At 48.1% G+C, this 18449-nt stretch carries 18 protein-coding genes; 4 read left to right on the forward strand and 14 right to left on the reverse strand.

Going from position 1 to position 18449, the window contains the following annotated elements:
- Positions 1–62: 62 nt before the first annotated feature.
- The 5 genes from ACX1C1_RS22180 to ACX1C1_RS22200 form a co-directional block, all read right to left on the reverse strand.
- Positions 63–500 (reverse strand): hypothetical protein, encoded by a 438-nt coding sequence (locus ACX1C1_RS22180; protein WP_458954307.1) that lies wholly within the window; start codon positions 498–500, stop codon positions 63–65.
- A 274-nt stretch (positions 501–774) separates the two neighbouring features.
- On the reverse strand, positions 775–1038 hold the full coding sequence (locus ACX1C1_RS22185) for a YlbG family protein (protein WP_458954308.1): 264 nt from the start codon (positions 1036–1038) through the stop codon (positions 775–777).
- A 47-nt stretch (positions 1039–1085) separates the two neighbouring features.
- Positions 1086–1580 (reverse strand): YlbF family regulator, encoded by a 495-nt coding sequence (locus ACX1C1_RS22190; protein WP_458954309.1) that lies wholly within the window; start codon positions 1578–1580, stop codon positions 1086–1088.
- 71 nt (positions 1581–1651) lie between these two features.
- The gene (locus ACX1C1_RS22195; protein WP_458954310.1) at positions 1652–3748 is read right to left on the reverse strand and encodes a helicase-associated domain-containing protein; all 2097 of its coding nucleotides are present in this window, start codon (positions 3746–3748) and stop codon (positions 1652–1654) included.
- Positions 3742–5472, reverse strand: a complete 1731-nt coding sequence (locus tag ACX1C1_RS22200; protein WP_458954311.1) for a DNA repair helicase XPB — start codon at positions 5470–5472, stop codon at positions 3742–3744. The genes ACX1C1_RS22195 and ACX1C1_RS22200 overlap by 7 nt, the downstream gene beginning before the upstream one ends.
- Before the next feature lie 169 nt (positions 5473–5641).
- On the opposite strand from ACX1C1_RS22200, the gene ACX1C1_RS22205 reads away from it, so the two are divergent.
- Entirely contained in the window at positions 5642–6496 is an 855-nt protein-coding gene (locus tag ACX1C1_RS22205) for a thermonuclease family protein (protein WP_458954312.1), read from the forward strand.
- A gap of 28 nt (positions 6497–6524) precedes the next feature.
- On the opposite strand, the gene ACX1C1_RS22210 is transcribed toward ACX1C1_RS22205, so the two are convergent.
- Positions 6525–7727, reverse strand: a complete 1203-nt coding sequence (locus tag ACX1C1_RS22210) for an amidohydrolase (RefSeq protein WP_458954313.1) — start codon at positions 7725–7727, stop codon at positions 6525–6527.
- A gap of 252 nt (positions 7728–7979) precedes the next feature.
- Between ACX1C1_RS22210 and ACX1C1_RS22215 the strand changes: the two genes are divergently transcribed.
- Both ACX1C1_RS22215 and ftsW read left to right on the forward strand, forming a co-directional pair.
- Positions 7980–8324, forward strand: coding sequence for a YugN family protein (locus tag ACX1C1_RS22215; protein ID WP_458954314.1), 345 nt, complete (start codon positions 7980–7982; stop codon positions 8322–8324).
- A 13-nt stretch (positions 8325–8337) separates the two neighbouring features.
- Positions 8338–9534 carry a putative lipid II flippase FtsW gene (gene ftsW, locus ACX1C1_RS22220; protein ID WP_458954315.1) on the forward strand — a complete coding sequence of 399 codons (1197 nt, stop codon included), beginning with the start codon at positions 8338–8340 and terminating at the stop codon, positions 9532–9534.
- A 77-nt stretch (positions 9535–9611) separates the two neighbouring features.
- Here ftsW and ACX1C1_RS22225 read toward each other — a convergent pair whose 3' ends face one another.
- From ACX1C1_RS22225 to ACX1C1_RS22250, 6 genes are all read right to left on the reverse strand, one after another.
- Positions 9612–9992: an Asp23/Gls24 family envelope stress response protein gene (locus ACX1C1_RS22225; RefSeq protein ID WP_458954316.1), complete on the reverse strand. Its 381-nt coding sequence runs from the start codon at positions 9990–9992 to the stop codon at positions 9612–9614.
- A 182-nt stretch (positions 9993–10174) separates the two neighbouring features.
- The gene (locus ACX1C1_RS22230; protein WP_458954317.1) at positions 10175–10468 is read right to left on the reverse strand and encodes a DUF1507 family protein; all 294 of its coding nucleotides are present in this window, start codon (positions 10466–10468) and stop codon (positions 10175–10177) included.
- Between the two features lie 163 nt (positions 10469–10631).
- The gene (locus ACX1C1_RS22235) at positions 10632–10874 is read right to left on the reverse strand and encodes an HPr family phosphocarrier protein (RefSeq protein ID WP_458954318.1); all 243 of its coding nucleotides are present in this window, start codon (positions 10872–10874) and stop codon (positions 10632–10634) included.
- A gap of 104 nt (positions 10875–10978) precedes the next feature.
- Positions 10979–12100 carry an aminopeptidase gene (locus tag ACX1C1_RS22240; RefSeq protein ID WP_458954319.1) on the reverse strand — a complete coding sequence of 374 codons (1122 nt, stop codon included), beginning with the start codon at positions 12098–12100 and terminating at the stop codon, positions 10979–10981.
- Positions 12101–12192: 92 nt separating this feature from the next.
- Positions 12193–12957, reverse strand: a complete 765-nt coding sequence (locus tag ACX1C1_RS22245; RefSeq protein WP_458954320.1) for a hypothetical protein — start codon at positions 12955–12957, stop codon at positions 12193–12195.
- A gap of 171 nt (positions 12958–13128) precedes the next feature.
- Positions 13129–15024, reverse strand: a complete 1896-nt coding sequence (locus ACX1C1_RS22250) for a sensor domain-containing diguanylate cyclase (RefSeq protein ID WP_458954321.1) — start codon at positions 15022–15024, stop codon at positions 13129–13131.
- Between the two features lie 366 nt (positions 15025–15390).
- On the opposite strand from ACX1C1_RS22250, the gene rpsD reads away from it, so the two are divergent.
- Entirely contained in the window at positions 15391–15990 is a 600-nt protein-coding gene (rpsD, locus tag ACX1C1_RS22255) for a 30S ribosomal protein S4 (RefSeq protein ID WP_458954322.1), read from the forward strand.
- A 59-nt stretch (positions 15991–16049) separates the two neighbouring features.
- Here rpsD and ACX1C1_RS22260 read toward each other — a convergent pair whose 3' ends face one another.
- Both ACX1C1_RS22260 and ACX1C1_RS22265 read right to left on the reverse strand, forming a co-directional pair.
- Positions 16050–17609, reverse strand: a complete 1560-nt coding sequence (locus tag ACX1C1_RS22260) for a flotillin family protein (protein WP_458954323.1) — start codon at positions 17607–17609, stop codon at positions 16050–16052.
- Positions 17610–17646: 37 nt separating this feature from the next.
- Positions 17647–18180, reverse strand: coding sequence for a protease (locus ACX1C1_RS22265; RefSeq protein ID WP_458954324.1), 534 nt, complete (start codon positions 18178–18180; stop codon positions 17647–17649).
- Between the last annotated feature and the right edge of the window lie 269 nt (positions 18181–18449).

Consider the following 18449-nt stretch of genomic DNA (forward strand, 5'->3'; position numbering starts at 1 on the left):
TAAAAAACGCGATACCATATGGCACCGCGCTTCATCCAATAAATGTAATAATTATAATGCCATTATTTGCGTTTTCGGCTATTCTTAATCAGTGTCATTCTTCTGGAATGTCGGAGCCACGAATAATACGACTTTAAATCTCTAAGCTCGATCGTCTCGGACATTCGACCTAAGAAAGTAACGATGATCATTTTGTGCAATGGATTGCCCAGTAGATCTCTTTCAGTCATCGATTCCGAAAACTCTGCAACAAATACCAAATCATCGTCGATCAGATAAACGTCTTGTTCGTTGCGATAGTACGGCTTAACTCTGTCCTTCTTCAGACATTCCCACAGAAATTCTGCAATATCCTCGTATCCGGTCTTCTCCGACTCAACGCGGTCAAGCCACCGGCTCTTGGCATGATTGGTAATAATGATATCCACAACACGCTTATCGCCAAGCTCTACGAAAAACGACTCATAAGTACTCCATCTTCTCGTCATTTTATCTTTCATATCGGATACCACTCCTCCCAATGAACCAGGGCTTTAAGCCTATTAATATAATTTCATTTTAACATGCTTGTCCGATATTTCAATATTAACCAGCCTTGTATTTTATCTGTAACTTCAAAATATTCTTTATTTTAGGAAATGGAAGTAAATAAAACCCTATTAGCACGTTTCGTTCCAATAGTTTTATGACCAATTGAGGACATGATTATAATGTTTGGAACAAAAAAAGCCCCCGACTCATGTCACCATGAGAGCAGGGAGCTTTCTCTACGACTTACAAACTATAGAAGCGTGTCTTATCTTCACTGTCCTTGCTATATTCCGTCTTGATCTCGCCTCGATACGACCGCTCAACCTTACGTACATATGCCAAGCGAGTCATCTGCTTTACTGCTTCCTCCGCGCGATCAGCGTTCATATATAGCACGACGTAATGCAACTTCCTCGACATATAATGAACGCTGCCGAAGCGCTCTAACGCGCGTGCTGCCTTCAAGTCGCTTACCCATACGATAAATCCCGTTCGATCCGGCAACATCCTCTATACGCCCCCTCAACCATCACGGTGCTAACTACTCATCCAGGTTAGCTGCAGCCGCCGCTTCCGCAGCCGCATGAACCGCCGCTTCCGCAGCCGCCGCCTGATCCTTTTTCGTTGCTCGGCACCTTAATGGTTTCCGATACTGATTCTGCGATGATAAGTGCGACCTGATGCAGCATTTCATCGACTGTTTGCTCTGCTTGCTTGAAGCGTTGGACGGATTCAATCTCGCCAAGCCGCTTCTCCGCTGCTTTTACTTTATCTTTGGCTTCGTGATAATCGGGATGAAATCTGCCGAATCGCTCGCATTCCGAGAACAATTCCTTCGCTTTAGCGAACTCTCGCTGCCGAATTGCGGCTTCAACATCTTCTCCAACTACACGTTTCCAGTATGCATATTCGGCAACTTCTGCCGATTGATTAATCCAGTCACCCAATTCGTAAGCGCTGAGCAGCAAACTCGCCATATCTAGCGATGCTTCGGCGGCATATCCCTGCCCCTCTGCGGCCGATAATGTGTAAGGCTCGGCAATTGGCATGAAACCACCTCTTTCCTCGTGCTTGCTTCTACATTATCATACCTTTAGGTTTTAGCCAATAGATAGAGTTGTTAGACCCTCAGTCCTTCCGGCAACGAAATTCCCATCTCATCCCACATCTCTGGCGATAATCGGACTTCTTCACGCAGCTCTGGATCCCTCCATACACCGACGACAGACCAATCTGCGCCGCGTTGCTCCAGCCGCTCTGGCACGAACGAGCGCAGCTCTCCTTCCGTCTTGAGGCGAACAGAGAGCTCAAGTGCGATCGCTTTCTGCAGCAGCTCCTTACGCGTCGATAGATGGTATGCTCGCAGCTGAGTCGACCACATCTGAGGCAAGGACTGCCATTCTGCATGAACAAGACGATCCGGCACGGGAACGTCTGCGAGCGCACATTGCCGCAGCATTCCGGGATCACTGACATACAATCCTTCCATGCCGATCAAACGTACTTGATATCCGTACTCGGGGCGATGAGTGGTAGACAACGTTACTCCCAGTTCTGTTTCATCAGCTCCCTCCCCTTCCCGAACTTGGTCATCGACGATCTGCGTTGGTTGTTCGTGGAGGGGAAATTTCGGGTAAACTTGTTTAATATTGCTGCTTTTTTCTCCCAAGAGTGATGATGCCACTCCTTTGCGCGGTGGGAATCCGGACTGCTGCAAGAGCTTTCGGAGCATGGTTATCTGATCGGTCTGGACTACAAAGTCGCTGAGGCCGATTCTTTGGATCTCAAAGGCTTGAACCTCCGGATGACTTGCAAGCCAATCTGCCCGCTCTGATGATCCACAGTGAAGTAAGGTCGCTTGTACGAATTCAAACTGGCTTGCGCTGCTAGCCCACTGCTCGATCATCGCTGCAAGCTGTGATGGCAATTGCTTAGAACCTGATGCTTGTAATAGGAAGTCGGTGATCGAAGACTTCGTTCGACCTAACTCTATCGCAGCTGCAATCGTACGAGCGGACAGCATATAATGCGTCAGCTCGCCGTCCTGCCTTCTTTCCGCGATCAACTCAAGCTCCCATCTGCCAACGTAGCTGAAGCCAGGTCCAGCAATAAGTTCTCCGCTTGGCTGGATCAATAATTCGGAGACGCGCTCCATGACCCGGCTCTTCCAACGGTACAATCTTTCATTATTTGTAGAATGAGCCGCTGGTTGCCCAAACTCCAGCCAACCGAACGCACTGAACACCTCTAACCAAACACTGCTCCATCGAATATTTTCTTGTGTCCCAGCAAGCTTGCGCCTCTCGGTACGGTTACGTCTTCTTCGTTCCTCCACCAGCACCAATGCACTCTCCGCACGCCAGGTTTCTCTGCCCTCTCCAATTCGCAGCGAACAAAGATCCCCGCATGAACTTGAATAAGCACCTGCAGCCTCTGACAATCTACTTATCAACCAATCTTGCAACACATGATCTCGATTCGAATCACGCAGCCAATTGCTTAACGGCTCCTGGCACAATATGAATTGCCCATCACGTTCCTTGACCAAGCCGAGTGCATGTGCCGCCTCCAGAAAGATCGCAACCCCTAATGGATATCGGCTGGTTTGGCTTCTCTGCAGATTGAATGGTGCAAGAGAAAGCTCGATGGATTGAAAGAGGGATGCAAGCCGATCTGTCGTTTTTTTCACTAACAGTCCCTTAGAAGTAAATGAAGCATCGTTACTCGCAAGGAGCGAAAGACCGTACATGAAAGTACGCTCGAACGGGATCACAGACGCGCGGAATTGCCCTTGTACATCCATAAGCGGAAGAACCTCTGATGATTGCCAGTACCCGCTATGAAGCTCTTCGCATGGATAGATACTAGGCCATAGAGCTATGTAAAGATCAGAAGGAATAACCCACCACTGTTCGCCCCAAGCTCGCCTCATAACATATACCAAACCCGCTTCGCCAAGGTGAGCAAGAGCTGTGCGGACTTCCGATCCAGCAAGTTGTGCTTGATGACGCAGTTCGGCAACTAATTGTTCTTCCTCCCATGGCGTTGGACCGCATGCCAGCATCATCGTATCCATTACGATTGACGCATATCGAGGAAGCGACTGATACACCTCACGCGACCATGTGGTCACATCGAGATGTATACGATCGGACGATACATCTGGCTGTCGTAATCGATCCACATTTACTTTCGTTAACAATTGCGAAATCAGCATAAAGTTTCACCTCCCCTATAACCGCTCGCCGTTTCCTCTTCCAGTTCCGCCACGTTTCGCTTCAGTGTTTGCTGCTCATACAAATAACCCTGCTCCATCATAAATAGCTGGCGTTTCCAAGCAAACTCCGTCTCTTTGGTACCTTCTGTCACTAATGTATAAAACCAAGCTTCATTGCTGCCTGACTTCGGTCTAAGCAATCTGCCGATCCGCTGAGCTTCTTCCTGCCTGGAGCCGAAGCTTCCCGACACTTGAATGGCTACAGCGGCATCTGGCAAATCTACCGCCAGATTGGCGACTTTGGACACGACCAGAACGCTGACATCGCCACTTTTGAATCGATCGTACAATACCTTCCGTTCTTCCTGCGGGACTTCTCCTGTAAGGATAGGCGCGTTCAGATCCTCAGCTATTTCGTTTAATTGCTCCAGATATTGACCGATAATTAGCGTCGGCTTCCCTTCATGCTGACCCAATAGGTCACGCACCACCGGTAACTTGTTACGGTTCTCCGCAGCAATGCGCAGTCTGCCTCTCGCGCTGGATTCGGCATAACTCAACGTTTGCGAGTGATGCAATCCAATTCGAATTTCCGCACAATTTACGACTGAGATGTAGGATCCGGCTTCCGCCTTTTTCCACTCCATATCGTATAGCTTAGGTCCGATCAACGAATACACGTCTTCCGCACAGCCATCCTCACGCACCAGCGTGGCTGTCAATCCAATTCGGCGAGTCGCTTGAATAGAAGCTGTCACTCTAAATACGGGGGCCGGCAGCAGATGAACCTCGTCATATATAATCAATCCCCAATCCCGCTCCGTAAACAGCTTCATATTTGAGAATGCCCCTCCCTTCGACTTCCGATGCGTCAGCAAGTTATACGTACTAATGGTAACCGGCCGCACTTGCTTATAGGAGCCGCAGAACAAACCGATTTGCTCCTCGGCCAGACTTGTTTTGTCGAGGAGCTCTGCCTTCCACTGAAGGGCTGACGTCACACTAGATGTTAGAATAAGGGTCTCGGCGCCTAGCAGCGACAATGCGGCAACACCAACAACTGTTTTGCCGGTTCCACAAGGCAGTACGACAACCCCGCTTCCACCTTGCACGCTGCCGTTCTGAAGGAAACGGTTTATCGCCTCCCATTGGTAATCGCGCAAAGAGAAATTTCGCCCGCCCATCGTTATTTCGCGTAATTGTACAGGCATAGATTCTCCGTCATGGTATCCTGCATGATCCAGCACAGGAAAACCAAGCCGGGTCAATTCCTGCTTCAGCTCCCCTCTACACTCAGGGTGAAATTCCCAACGATCCATCTCTGATCGATCCAGGATCCATTGGGAAACGGATGAACATCCCTGTAGTTGTCCAAGAATCGCACCTTCACCAGAGAGAAACAATCTCCCCGCTTGCTCGAATAATTGCAGCTTCCCGTATCGACCTGCCCATATCCGTATCGATGCGGAGGCGTGCAAAGGAATACCATAACGAGCATGATGCTCAAGTCCCTCCAGAATATCGGATGAGCGATTACCAGCCCCCAGCGCATTCCAAATGGTTATAGGTGTGATCCGATACGTGTGAACATCCCCGGTCCGCTTCTGCAACTCGGCAAAACCATGCAGCAGCTCTCGAGCTTCTTCGACGTTCTGCCCCTTCCCATCAAGCAGCACGGTCAGATCGGATTGCACAATCAATGCTCGATCCACTAGCTCCATCATCCAGCAATTACCTCCTGATCCATTCTTATGTCAACAGTATGATTGGATCAGTGCTTTTTTATCCATCTTTTGCTGGACTAGCCTTCGATTATATATAAAATCTATGGTATAGTAAGGGGAAGCGGTTCCGGCAGATTAACCGATAGACTATGCATGGGAGGCCACGTAATTGAAACAATTTACAATTTATATGCTGATCGTGCTCTCGATGCTGATAGCCGGATGCGCCCTAACTACGAACTCAACGGAACACTCAGCCAAGGCCGGCGAGTGGCTTCCGATATCGGGTTATATTGATGGCGACACGTTTCGCGTTCAGTCGGACAAAGAATCCGTGGCAGTCAGACTGCTATATGTAGACACGCCAGAGATTACGAGCAGCGAAGACAATCCTCCTGAGCCCTATGGCGAAGAAGCCTCCGTCTTTGCGAAGGAACGTCTTGAGCAATCCAAGGAAGTACGATTGACTTTCGATAAGGAAACGAAGGACCGTTACGGGAGAACGCTTGCAATCGTGGAGTTGCGGGATGGAACCATTCTGAACGAGTTGTTACTTCAGGAGGGTCTGGCCAAAGTAATGATCGTTGAACCTAATGTAAAGATGGAAAATGTGTATAAAGGTCTTGAACAACAAGCGAAACACGATATGATTGGGATCTGGAGTACTGGAGATGCAACGAGCCAATCAGACGTCCCTGTCAAGAAGGCTGCACAAATCGGAGTCGAAATCGAGATCGACAAACGAGCTGAGCTTGTCACGATCAGCAACACAACCAATAATTCCATTAATCTAGACGGCTGGAAGTTAGTCAGTGTCAGGGGAAATCAGACTTATACATTCGATTCTGTGCAACTCCCTGCGAATGGGACGCTTCAAGTATCGTCCAGCGACAGAACATCCAAGCCGAACTCCAATGTTGTCCTCATCTGGGAAGTCGACAACGTTTGGAACAATAATGAGCCGGATCCAGGTGAACTATACAATGAAAACAATGAGCTTGTCGCGGTATGGGAGGATCAATAGTCCCCTGTACTGCGGCAAGCTCATTTTTTTAACGGCTGACCTTCTCACTTTGCGAAGCAAAATGTTCTGCCATTCCAATCAACAGTCTTGCAGAGGAGATCATCGCCCGCTCATCTATATCAAAACGAGGATGGTGATGCCCATAGGATGCCCCTATGTCTGCATTACCGGCTCCAACAAACATAAAGCAGCCGGGAACTCTCTCCAGATAATAAGAGAAATCCTCCGCAACTGTTAGCGGATCTTGCATCAAGACGGCTTCGGCTCCAAACAACGACTCTGACACTTGGAAGAATCGTTCCGCCTCTCGTTCATCATTCACAACAGGCGGATACCCAATACGCATCTCATATGAGCATGATGCACCATACATGGAGCAAGTCTGATTTACGATGTCTTCTAGCCGCTCATGAATCGCTTTTCTAGTGTTTTCGTCAAAGGAACGGACCGTTCCCTTCATTCTACACTTCTCGGCGATTACATTGTTCGTGCTGCCAGCTTGGAACGATCCAATCGTCACGACAGCCGGATGCAATGGATTGACATTACGGCTGACGATGGATTGTACGGCTTGCACGAGCGCAGCACCAACAACAATGGCATCCACTGTATGATGCGGCATGCCGCCATGTCCGCCTTTCCCTTCAATATCGATGACAAACTCGTCTGCCGCGCTCATAAATGGTCCCGGTCTCGAGGCTACGTGTCCGTACGGGATTGGACTCCAGAGATGAACACCGTACACAGCATCCACTCCTTCGATCGCCCCAGCTCGTACCATCTCAATTGCCCCGCCAGGCGTCACTTCTTCTGCTGGCTGGAAGAGCAGACGCCGCTCGCCGCAAAACTTGTCCCGGTTCTTCATATAGTAATCGGCAACTGCAAGAAGTGCCGATGTATGGCCGTCATGCCCGCAAGCATGCATGATGCCTGGCACCTTTGAGCTGTATTCGCAGTTCTTCTCGTCCTGAATCGGTAATCCGTCCATATCTGCCCTTAATGCGATAGCAGGACCTTCCATATCGCCTTTGATCGATACAACGATTCCATATCCGCCGATACCTGTCTGTACATCACAGCCGATCTCCGTCAACCGCGCCGCGATCCACGAAGACGTTTCTTGTTCACGGAACGAGAGCTCTGGATATTGATGCATATATCTGCGCCACTCAACCATCTTCGTATAATTGTTCTCTAATGCTTGCTTCGTATGTTCAGGCTGAATCGACATGTTGATGCCCTCCCTTTGCTGGAATATAAGAAAGGTTAGAAAAAATGTGGTTCATGAATGTTATATCTAGTGTAGCAATATCGCGGGAAATAGGGAAGTGGCGGAGTAGGATCATGCATACGCTCACTTTTCTCAAAAATGTCACGAACATTGCCCCATGAGGTTGGAGTAAGGGTTGCGCTGACTGGGGAAACATACTATCATGAGTAAAGAATATACAACTAATGTCTTGTCAATTTGGGAGGAACAGAAATGATTATTGAAAACTCCGGATTAAACGGTGTTTCGAGCGAATTGCACCATATGGATGATGCTGCCGATAAGGCTGGATTCGTTCGTTGGCAATGGGAATATTATCGCGCTACATATGATTTGAAATTGACGGATCGGACAAGCGGCTCGGAGTACTTCCTTCGCATTAACACGCGCGCTGTGGAGGGCAAACTTGAGAATCCGCATGCCGTATTGAACATTGAAGCCGTTTATATCGGTAAATCGACATTCCCTCACGGAATGGAATACGAATCGCCAATCCCTAAGCACATCATGGATACCGCTACACAGCGTTTAGATCAACTTAAGAAACAGCTTCTGTAAGCAGAGGCGCTGTATGAAAGCTACGGGGAACGCTAGTCGGGGCAGACCAGATTTTCTGCTGCTCATCATGACGCTGCTGCTCGTCGGCTTCGGGCTTGTGATGGTGTTCAGCTCAAGCTCTGGAATTGCACAAGTCGAAGCAAAGTGGGGCAATGACCCCTTATATTTCACGAAACGCCAGGTTGCGTTTGCGGGCTTTGGCATTATTATGATGTTGTTCCTGATGAACTTCCGCTATCAATTCTTCAAGCGAGGATTTCTGTTGCTGCTCGTCCCTGTCCTTATCATGCTGATTATGGTCCCATTCGTCAGCGAGAAGATTAACGGAGCGCGCAGCTGGTTCAATATTGGCCCGCTCGGCATTCAGCCTACCGAATTCGCCAAGCTCGCTCTGATTCTGTATCTTGGATCTCTTATCGCCAAGAAGGGTGAGACCTTCCGTAACTTCAAACGCGGTCTAATGCCCGTAATCGTCATCGTGTGTATCTTCTGTGGACTCATAATGCTGCAGCCGGATCTCGGGTCTTGCTTAGTACTCGCAGCCTGCGCGACGGTTATGATTCTTGCAGGCGGTGCCAACCTGAAACAGATTATTTCGATGGGAACATTAGCCGCGATTGCGATTACGTTAATGGTTAGCGTCTCGATGGCGATTGATATGGATCCATGGAGGTATCGGATCGCACGTTTTACATCGTTTATGGACCCTATAGGCAATGCCCAAGGTGATGCTTGGCAATTGATTTCTTCCTTGCAGGCACTTGGTCATGGAGGTCTAACAGGTGCAGGCTTTGGCGAAGGGGTACAGAAGCTCCACTACCTCACATTCGCCTACAATGATTTTATATTTGCGGTCATTGCAGAAGAATTTGGATTTATCGGAGGCACCATCTTCTTGCTCTTCTACTTAATCTTTTTGTGGCGTGGACTCATCGTAGCATTACGATGTCCTGACTTGTACGGGACTGTAGTTGGCGTCGGGATTGTTGGGCTTTTCGCTATACAGACCTTCATCAATATCGGTGGTGTCACTGGTGCGATCCCTATTACGGGTGTCACTTTGCCGTTTATTAGTTACGGCGGCTCCTCCATATTGGCAAGTTTGATGAGTATGGGCGTATTGCTGAGCATATCCCGCGAATCCAACCGGGTTGCCGTTTCAGACAAACCTGTGAGACAAGAAACGACGCTACTAAAGATACAATCTTAATTCCAACTGAATCGATCGACAAGAAGAAGGCACTTCCCTTTGAAAGGGAAAGTGCCTTCTTCTTGTCCATCTATGGCCTATTTCAACCGCTGCTGCGTCTCTTCTTGCTCTTCTTCCTTGAACGCTACACCTTCTACCTTCACGTTCACTTCTACTACCTGCAAGCCAGTCATATTCTCAACAGATTCGCGAACGTTCAGCTGAAGTTGTCTGGAAACTTCTTGAATCGGAATGCCATAATGGACAATAATTCGCAAGTCGATGGCCGCTTCTAGTTGACCGACTTCGACCGAAACGCCCTTTTGCGCATTTTTGCCGCTGAGACGTTTCGCTAGACCTTCGGAGATCCCGCCCGACATGGCGGCGATTCCTGGAGTTTCAAGGGCTGCAAGTCCTGCAATAGTCGCTACAACGTCGTCAGAAATTCGAATAATGCCTGTTTGAAGATCCTCGGTCATGTCAATCACTCCTCAAATTTACCATATATCTTTTATTGTAATGGAATAGACGGGTTGAAGCAAGGCGCATCGCAAAGGAGGATGGCCTTGACACCGAATTGAGCTATTCGAAGTCTATCCGCAATAGACATACGTGGATATAATGGAATTTTCTTTCCAATTCGTCAAAAAAAACAGCCTGATTACAGGCTGCCCTTACGATCCAAAGCTTCATATAACACAGCCAAATTGCGTTCTAAACGGCTGATAATCTCCTTGCCGGAATGCTCCGCGATCAGACCCGCACGTGTTGCGAAATCAACCTCACGCGAGAAACCGTACATTTGTGTATCCAGCACTTCTTCATACAGTGGGCATTGACGAGTTGTCAAATTCGCCATCTGTACTTCGATTAAGTTCTCTATCTTACTTGCATCTTCCTGAAGAAGACGCAACGCTCTCTCCTGTAACTTATCTGCAACTTCCGGTGCGGACATGCTTCTCCCCCCTGTGCGTCTTGCCTCCAGCTCTTATACCTTTTATATTAGACGAAATCCAGGGAATACACAAGGACAAAATCGGGGATAGAAGCCACCTTCGAAGCTCAAAAGTAAAAACGCCTCTCCCTACTGGAAGAGGCGCCTTGGCCGTAACTAGTTGTTAGTCTGTAATAACCGTTACGTTAAGGTTATGTTTCGCGAACACTTCGGACATTGCTTTCTTCGCTTCTTCGGAGTCTGGACCGTGTACATGAAGCTCATAAGAATGGCCGCCGACCAAAGTCGTGAATAGACCTAGGATACTCTTAACATCGATATATTTGCTTTCTGCTTGCAGAACGATCGACGAAGTGAATTGGCTGGCTGTTTGGGAGATTTCTACAATTGCTGCGTTATTGGACATGGACGTTCCCTCCAGTTAATTAGTAAAGCTTACCTTTGTCACAATGATACTCTGAAATGTGACATCCATCAAGAGGGCTGGTGAAAAAAACGCTTCATTTGCAATTATTTCAAGTAATCCGGGTTTAAGCCTAGCAATTCCGGCACCACAAACAATCCATCTTGGCGGATCAGGACATCATCAAAATAAATCTCGCCTCCACCATATTCCGGGCGCTGGATCAATACAAGATCCCAGTGTACAGAGGAACGATTGCCATTATCTGTTTCATCGTATGCTTGCCCTGGCGTAAAGTGCAAACTGCCTGCAATCTTCTCATCAAACAGAATGTCGTTCATCGGATGAAGAATATATGGGTTAAAGCCGATTGCGAATTCACCGATATATCTAGCGCCTTCGTCTGAATCCAAAATCTCGTTCAGCCTTGTGGTATCATTGCTTTCGGCTTTGACGATCTTACCGCTCTCAAACGTTAAAGAAATGTTCTGGAAGGTCGTTCCCGAATATACACTAGGCGAGTTGTAGGTTATGGTGCCGTTGACGGAATCACGTACAGGCGCTGAGAACACTTCTCCGTCCGGAATGTTGCGATGTCCGCTGCATTTTTTTGAACCGATTCCCTTAATTGAAAATGTCAAATCCGTTCCGGGCGACACAATCCTCACTCGGTCCGTTCGATTCATAAGAGACTGCAGGGGGTCCATGGCAGTATCCATTCGGGAGTAATCGAGATTACATACGTCGAAGTAGAAGTTCTCAAATGCTTCCGTACTCATCTGTGCCAGCTGAGCCATAGATGGATTAGGGAATCGCAGAACCACCCACTTCGTTTTTTTCACCCGTTGCTCGGTATGTACAGGATTGCGATACAATTTCTCGTATAACTTCATCTTGGCATCTGGCACATCAGAGAGATCGTTTGCATTTTCGCCGGAACGAACCGCGATATACGCCTGCATATTTTTCATGCGTTCGAGGTCAAGCTTGGCCCATACTTCCAGCTGTTCTTCTGAGGTGTGGATGAGCATGGAGCGGAGGATCGAACGATCGTTATAGTCTACGAACGGCCGGCCGCCTCGATTCGCGACTTCCTCAATCAGGCATTTGGCTAATTCCCGTTCGTTACCGCTTCCGCTTATATCGATAAGCACATTTTCACCGGGCTGTACGTCTACTGAATACTGGACAAGGTTCTGAGCCAGCTTCTGCAATCGAGGGTCTCGCATAATTCGATCTGCTCCTTCTTGATGCTTGTAATTTACGGTCATCATTCATATTTAACGATTGCCGTTCCACCCCATCCTACCATGATTTTTTCTTAATTTACAGCCTCATTAGCCGATCCTTCGAATCGCTGGAACCGGATAGCCGTATACCTGGACTCGCTCACCGGATGACCGCCACGAAGGTATGAGAACTGCGTATGCTCTTCCATCTTGAGTGGAAGCAATCGTTGCTTATCGATTACAATGTCATATTGCGATTTCACTTCTAGCTTGGCTAACATCTCGTTAAGCTCCTCCTGTGATTGACTGACGATTCGTCTCCAATCCTCAGAGGTACTTCCTCTTCCAAGATCGCTTTTCGCCACCTCTTGGAACTGTTGACGCAGTAAGCTATCCCATCGTTTGGTCGTAATATCGGATTGCTCGTTCACTTGTATCGTTAATGTCTGGCTAGCGCCGGATTCCGTTTCCGTCATACCTTCATCAATAATTTCGACTCCTGCATTGGACGAACTTAATTTTGCCAGCACATCTACTGGGTTCCAATTCACAGGTGTTGTTTCGTCGGATTGCACCGTCAATTGTTCATGATTCATGACTTTGCCTTCGAACATCTGCGGCTTGGACATTACGGCTTCATCCATCCCCATACTCACAGATCCTGTAAAATGGTATTGATCCATCGCCGCCAGTCCTGAGTACGCCATCGACAGCCACTCCTCGGGCGTTCTGCTATCGGCATCTGCCGCGCAGCCTGCCACGCCAAACATCGCAACCAAAGCAAATAGGTTGATGCAAACGAGTCTAAATAAATAACCATATTTTGCTGCTGTCGTTGCTGTCAAACTTCGTTTCATGGTCCGTCCTCCCACAATTGCCGCTAGTACCGTTAGGTTCCCACGATTTGCAACTCATTATTCGTCTCTAATAGGGCTGCCACATCGTTCGCAGCTGATTACGAAACCGCTATTCAACAAAAAAACGCCTCGCTAGGAGGCGTTGCGCGTTGATGGATGATTGCCGATTAATTAGGAAGCACTGCTGGCAATAATACAGTTCCTGCCTTTGTTCTTCGCTTCATAAAGCGCCATATCGGCTCTATAGAACAAGGATTCGACGCTGACCTTGTCCTGATCAAACGTCCATTCGGATATTCCGCAGGATACGGTTACGGATGGGTCTGTTTCTTCGGCGACCTGCTTGCGAATTCTCTCTGCGATACGAAGCGCCAATTCCGTTCGTACACCGGGCAAATAGATAGCCAATTCTTCGCCGCCCCATCGAGCGGCAATATCGTCCTGCCTGATCGCACTGGAGATGATTCGGCTCACTTGCACCAATATCCGATCACCTACTTGATGACCGTACGTATCGTTTACTCGTTTGAAATAATCGATATCAACAAGCACTAGCGAACCATATGGATCTTTGCGCTGACGACGCTGAATTTGTTCATCCAGATAGTGACGAGCATGCAAGCCAGTAAGATTATCCGTTATGACCATTCTCCGGACTTCAGCATGCAGGGAAGCGTTAGTCAATGCTAGGCCGATATGAGTGCTCATTACTTGCAGCAGCTTATAATTTTCGTATGAGAAATAGTTCTGCAGCTTATGTGTAACTAAGATGACACCAACGACATCGCCATCGGTGAATATAGGAGCAGCAATCAGGGAGCGGGATCCTGTGTTATCCATCAGCTTAGAAGAAACGACTCTTGTATTCCAGTAATCAGAAATAATCAGAGGTTCCTTTGTTCCATAAACCATACCGCAGAAACCGTATTCCGGTGAAAATGTTTCGCTCGACATGGATGGAATATTGCTGGATTTAACTTCGAATACTCCTTTTTCCCCGTTCAGCTGCAACACGCAGCAATAATCGGCATCGAATATAGTCAATAACTCGCTTGTTGCGAATTGGAATATTTCCTTCAGTCTTAAGGATTGATTAAGACGTTTGGTCATTTCGTTAATAAGTCTAAGCTCATTTATTAATAAATTGGACTGCTCGTACAACTTGGCATTCTCGAAGGCTGAGCCTGCCGTATCCGCAAGAAGTAGGACTGCCGGAAGATCCAGATCATCCTGAGCCTTGCCGCCCGCCATTGTGATGCAGAGAACGCCATAAGCAGCTTGTTTGCCGGATAAAGGAATTGCGATTCGAGTATTGTCATCCCGATCCTTCTCCGTCGCCGGATTGCCATCTAAGAATGCCTTCGCGATGATGTCATGCGCTGTATTCTTGAATACGAGCGGTCTCACCCTAGGATCACCGGCTACATAGTCCTGTGAGAGATAAAGATGAACCTGCGAGCTAGGATATAGAATCTCCAAGCTGTGAAGCAGTTCATTAAGGACAGAGCTGACATCGATTTGATCATACAATCGTTTAGCTGCCAAAAAAAGTGCGTCACGCCGGTTCGATTCGCGGTCGATGCGCACCTGTTGCTGCAGGAGATCTTTAACGAATACCCCTTCGAAACAGTGATAGAAGTTACTCCGATAATGAAGCGCTAGCCCCTGGAGCTCACCTTCTGAGAACGATTTGTCGAATACTGTCGCATACGTAAGCACGCCCAATAGTACAGCGCTATTGCGTCTGAAAAGAGGAATCGCAGCGATCGTCCATCCGTTTGTTGTAGATCGTTGGTAAGACACTTCGACAATCGCTTCCCTTGCTGCACGCTGTGCAGCATCGGCTGGCAAGGTTGTCCATTCGCCTTGACCGGACGTTCCATGGCTTGTCGCATCCCTATCGAATATTTCGAATCGACCATTAAGGAAGAGCGGTAGGATCGCAATCTCGGCGCTCCAGTTTAGAAAGCTCTCTATAAATATAGCAGGAAGATACAGCGTGTCCGCATCATGAATATCTTCATTGGCAAACCATATAGGCTGGCTGCCCTTCCGGTCATTTTCCATGCTGCACCTCTCCCTTCCTTTTCCGTTACAGGAAGACGATCTAAATTATCTATCAACATCATACTTTATTTTTATGATTTTTGCACTAGTCTTTCCTTTTTTTATAGGACTTTAGCCGCTTTTTAAATATTAGTGAATTTGATGTTTTGACAATGAACTTCCTTGACTTTTCTGGTGAAAATCATATAATATTAATTGTTGAAAACATGGGCGTACGGTTTTGTGCCACCCTCAGGAATATGGTTCACTGATTAGCCTGCGGCTGATGTGCTGATCAGGGACGAGCAAAGACTTGTCCGATGAATCTATTCCGCGAAACACAACCCCATTCTCAAAATTTACTTTGATGAAGGAGTTAACATTAACATGGCACGTTATACAGGACCTAAATTTAAATTAAGCCGCCGTCTTGGCATTTCCCTAAGCGGTAACGGCAAAGACTTGAAACGCCCTTTCCCTCCGGGACAACACGGCCCTAACCAACGCAAGAAGCTTAGCGGCTACGGCGTTCAATTGCAAGAAAAACAAAAGCTTCGTCACATGTACGGCATGAACGAAAAACAATTCCGTAACCTGTTCGACAAAGCTGCCAAACAAAAAGGTAAAGCCGGCGAAAACTTCATGTCGCTTCTTGAAAGCCGTCTGGACAACCTCGTTTACCGTCTTGCATTCGCTAACTCCCGTGCAGGCGCACGTCAGTTGGTTGCTCACGGTCACGTAACAGTTAACGGCAAGAAAGTCGACATCGCTTCCTACACGGTAGCTGTTGGCGACGTTATCGGCCTGCGCGAGCGCAGCCGTGGCATGAAATCCATTAAAGAAGCAATGGAAGGCCGTCATCACCTTCCTAACTATCTTGAATTCAGCGAGCAAGCATTGGAAGGCAAGTACGTTCGTCTTCCTGCGCGTGACGAGCTGTCCCAAGAGATCGACGAAAAACAAATCGTTGAATTCTACAGCCGTTAATCGGCGCTTAATCAAAAAAACCTTGGAACCGGTATTCCGGTCCAAGGTTTTTTTGTTGATTACTTATCAGTAGGCGGCGTCTGTACGTTAGACGGAGCTACGACCGGCTTGGCTTGTGTCAATCCAGCTTCAACTGCACTCATTTTCACAGTTTCCTTCGGAGCGATCGCTTTGGACGTCAATCCTTGTATGAGTTGGTTAACGTCGATTCCGGATACGCTTTTGAGCATTTCCGGAGCTGTCGACATCAATGACGTAACATAATTGCTAAGTCTTGCAGCCCCTTCGCCATTTCCTGTATCCACCACAGTCAGCTTATCGATTGCGCTGATCGGCTCAGCCACCTTGCCTGCAAGCTCAGGCAACATTTTGACAATGATATCGAGGACGGCTGCTTCTCCGAACTTCGCGAATGCTTCTGCCAGCTTTTCCTTTGCTTCCGCCTCTGCCAGACCACGCAAACGAATGACTTCGGCTTCCGCTGTACCCTTTGCTCGCTCCGCTTCCGCGACAGCCAGACCGTCTAGACGCTTCTGAGCAGCCTGCGCCTTGGCTTCAGCCTCGATGCGGTATTGCAGCGCATCTGCTTCGCGAATACGCTTAGCCTTATCTGCTTCCGCCGCTTGTTCAACGGCATAACGATCGGCATCCGCCTTCTTCTTCACTTCCGCGTCGTATTGCTTCTCGCGGCGGAGAATTTCCTTGCCCTCCAGATCGATCTCGCGTTCCTTACGAACAAGCTCTACTTTCATCTGCTCTTCGACTACGCTTTGCTTAGCACGAGCTTCCTGTATGGAATACGCTTGGTCAGCTTCTGCCTTAGCCGTATCCTGGTCACGCTTAAAGGATGCAACCTTCATTTCCTTGTCCTTCTCTGCTTCCGCAATGTTCGTGTCGCGCAAAAGCTCTGCTTTCTGTCCAGCTTCTGATGCTAGCGCCTTCTGAATTCTCGCGTCTCTAATCGCTTCTGCTTCCGCAATCTCCGCATCTCGCTTAACGGCAGCGATACGAGGCTTACCTAATGCGTCCAGGTAGCCGTGTTTGTCACGAAGGTCCTTTATCGTGAACGATACGATCTGCAAGCCCATTTTCTTCAGATCCTTTGCCGCAACGCCTTGCACCTCTTGTGCAAACTTATCGCGGTTCCGGTATACCTCTTCGACGGTCATTGAACCCAGAATTGCACGCAGATGACCTTCCAGCACTTCTTGCGCTTCCCCTTTCAAAGCTTCAGTCGGCTTGCCGAGGAATTGCTCCGCAGCTGTAGCAACGTCTTCTACCGCACCGCCGATCTTAATAATCGCTACGCCATCTGCCATAACCGGAACACCTTGCTCGGTATATACCTCCGGCGTCGAAACATCAAGCTTATGGGACAAGAGAGACAAGTATTCAGCTTTCTGGAACACAGGGAGGATAAATGCGCCTCCGCCTCTTATAATTTTAACTTTACGGCCCGATTCATCGACTAACGAGTTGCGACTGCCGAGAAACGATCCCGTTACCAGCATCGCCTCGTCCGGACTAACCGTCTTGTACCTCGCCCAGAAGGCTAGGCCGAGTACGACGAGCACCCCTACTACAATCAGCGGTATTACCAAATACTCTTCAATGTTCATGTTCTGCATTTCTCCTCTCGCTCATGGTTTGAACAATCTAAAGCCTTAAATGAACCTCGGAGACGTAGAGCACACTCTCCTTGACTTCAACGACAACGACCTGTGCAGATTCTGGGATGGGCTGCTGATCGAAGCTCGCAGCGATCTGGTTCGTTACGCCCGCTCCAGCACGTATTAGCACCTCGCCGTATCCCGCAGCAGGTATCGGTATGCTCACCTCTCCAAGTGATCCGCGCAACGACTGAAGCGTGAACGCGATGGAGTTCTCGCTATTTTCCATCGGTCTGACGTATAGGAAGAACACTACTGCGCTTAGCGCAACCGCAATCAAAACGGAAAGAAGAATGACACTCCACATTGCGATTGAAGTATACTTCGTGAGCATAAGACCCGCGCCGCCAAATGCAGTAATCCCGCCGAATAATGTCATGGGATTCAAGAAGGCAGGTCCTTCAAGAGAAAGGAAATCAAGTGCACCTTCCATTGCCTGGCTTAGCCAATCACCGAAAATAACGCTAACGAGCGCAAATAAAATACCAAGCGCGAGACAAGATAAAAATAACGTATCCATTGTTCCACCTCCATTCGCTGTCTCCAGATGTTGTCATCTTTACCGTAATTAATACGATACTAACTATACATTAGTTGCTTATATAATTCGACATTTTTCATTATTCTCACAAATATTAGCTCATTTCTTTCTGAGAATACACAAGCTTCAGCTAGCTCCTCCCAATTCGTACTTATTCAAAACTTTTTACCCCTGCCAGCGTTTAAACCATTAGAGCGATTGCAGAGCTGTAATAGGCACTTCGTGTTGACATCCTACATGGTCGTAAA

It is taken from the genome of Paenibacillus sp. strain BS8-2, from assembly GCF_054483835.1.

Excerpts from the sequence above, each read along its gene's own strand:
- ACX1C1_RS22195 (WP_458954310.1), bottom strand. The coding sequence starts at position 3,748 with ATGCTGATTTCGCAATTGTTAACGAAAGTAAATGTGGATCGATTACGA.
- ACX1C1_RS22215 (WP_458954314.1), top strand. The coding sequence starts at position 7,980 with ATGATTATTGAAAACTCCGGATTAAACGGTGTTTCGAGCGAATTGCAC.
- ACX1C1_RS22250 (WP_458954321.1), bottom strand. The coding sequence starts at position 15,024 with ATGGAAAATGACCGGAAGGGCAGCCAGCCTATATGGTTTGCCAATGAA.
- ACX1C1_RS22200 (WP_458954311.1), bottom strand. The coding sequence starts at position 5,472 with ATGATGGAGCTAGTGGATCGAGCATTGATTGTGCAATCCGATCTGACC.
- ACX1C1_RS22260 (WP_458954323.1), bottom strand. The coding sequence starts at position 17,609 with ATGAACATTGAAGAGTATTTGGTAATACCGCTGATTGTAGTAGGGGTG.
- ACX1C1_RS22185 (WP_458954308.1), bottom strand. The coding sequence starts at position 1,038 with ATGTTGCCGGATCGAACGGGATTTATCGTATGGGTAAGCGACTTGAAG.
- rpsD (WP_458954322.1), top strand. The coding sequence starts at position 15,391 with ATGGCACGTTATACAGGACCTAAATTTAAATTAAGCCGCCGTCTTGGC.
- ACX1C1_RS22245 (WP_458954320.1), bottom strand. The coding sequence starts at position 12,957 with ATGAAACGAAGTTTGACAGCAACGACAGCAGCAAAATATGGTTATTTA.
- ACX1C1_RS22180 (WP_458954307.1), bottom strand. The coding sequence starts at position 500 with ATGAAAGATAAAATGACGAGAAGATGGAGTACTTATGAGTCGTTTTTC.
- ACX1C1_RS22210 (WP_458954313.1), bottom strand. The coding sequence starts at position 7,727 with ATGTCGATTCAGCCTGAACATACGAAGCAAGCATTAGAGAACAATTAT.
- ACX1C1_RS22240 (WP_458954319.1), bottom strand. The coding sequence starts at position 12,100 with ATGCGAGACCCTCGATTGCAGAAGCTGGCTCAGAACCTTGTCCAGTAT.
- ACX1C1_RS22235 (WP_458954318.1), bottom strand. The coding sequence starts at position 10,874 with ATGTCCAATAACGCAGCAATTGTAGAAATCTCCCAAACAGCCAGCCAA.
- ftsW (WP_458954315.1), top strand. The coding sequence starts at position 8,338 with ATGAAAGCTACGGGGAACGCTAGTCGGGGCAGACCAGATTTTCTGCTG.
- ACX1C1_RS22190 (WP_458954309.1), bottom strand. The coding sequence starts at position 1,580 with ATGCCAATTGCCGAGCCTTACACATTATCGGCCGCAGAGGGGCAGGGA.
- ACX1C1_RS22265 (WP_458954324.1), bottom strand. The coding sequence starts at position 18,180 with ATGGATACGTTATTTTTATCTTGTCTCGCGCTTGGTATTTTATTTGCG.
- ACX1C1_RS22225 (WP_458954316.1), bottom strand. The coding sequence starts at position 9,992 with ATGACCGAGGATCTTCAAACAGGCATTATTCGAATTTCTGACGACGTT.
- ACX1C1_RS22230 (WP_458954317.1), bottom strand. The coding sequence starts at position 10,468 with ATGTCCGCACCGGAAGTTGCAGATAAGTTACAGGAGAGAGCGTTGCGT.